1 protein-coding gene is annotated in these 918 nt (G+C 38.6%); it reads right to left on the bottom strand.

Going from position 1 to position 918, the window contains the following annotated elements:
- Window positions 1-13: 13 nt before the first annotated feature.
- Window positions 14-910, bottom strand: a complete 897-nt coding sequence (locus ES765_RS21500) for an IS1595 family transposase (protein WP_138116591.1) — start codon at window positions 908-910, stop codon at window positions 14-16.
- Window positions 911-918 lie beyond the last annotated feature (8 nt).

Genomic DNA, 918 nt, shown 5'->3' with positions numbered 1-918 from the left:
TAGAGGTCAGTAGTTAGTTACTTATTAATTTTGCTTGACTAATTTTATCTCCTTGCACCATTTTGACTATTAGATTGTTGAAGATGGTAGCTTTGTTTTGAGACCTGTTGATCCTAAAGCAGAACTCGTTGAAATATCTGTTCAGATTAGCATCGCTCACCCAAGAATATGTTGTTCTTATCCAAGACTTTACTTGATGAATCATTGTATGAAGTGCCTTAAAATTAAGTCCCTTGTTACTTTTGATCTGTGTTATGTCGAATGCTTTCGCAATAGGTCTATATCCTCTCCATTTATCCGTTGTCACTTTGGCTTCTCGGCTAATATGGTCGATGAACATGTATTGTAAGGATTGAGCGGAGAAATCCTCTATTTTCATGGCATACATCCGCCTTACTTTACCGTCCTTGGTCAATTGGATAGCTGTTACCGCCTTCTTTTTCTTACCATCGTAACTTCTTCCTATTTTCCCTGCTTCTCTACCACCAAGGACGAATTCATCGACATGGACGTCACCATCCATAGGGTTATTTCCACTAGAAGAGGCCATAGCTTCTCTAACTTTCAGCATAAATAATCTAGCAGTCTTTTCTGTCACGCCATAACGTACACCCATATACATTGCCGATAAACCTTTAGTGCTGGTGGCCATTTCAAAGCAAATGAAAAAGGCCTTTCTAACACCGAATTTAACTTTGTGGAATATAGTGTTCGCCGTAGCGGATTCCTTATGTCCACAGATATTGCATTGCCGTGCAAAATCAACCTTTACCTGACAAGCAGTATGATTGCACTTAAGGCATTTATATGTATTTCTTCCCTTTAAACCAGCTAGATATTCTTTACAATCCAAGTCCGTTTTGAACCGATCAGAGAACTCTAGAATGTTTTGACCCTTAAATATGTCCATAATTCAAC

The sequence above is a fragment of the Maribacter sp. ACAM166 genome, assembly GCF_005771495.1.
GTDB lineage: Bacteria > Bacteroidota > Bacteroidia > Flavobacteriales > Flavobacteriaceae > Maribacter.
This window is presented reverse-complemented; position numbering and strand designations above follow the sequence as displayed.

Coding starts and splice junctions, on each gene's coding strand:
- ES765_RS21500 (WP_138116591.1), bottom strand. CDS start 910: ATGGACATATTTAAGGGTCAAAACATTCTAGAGTTCTCTGATCGGTTC.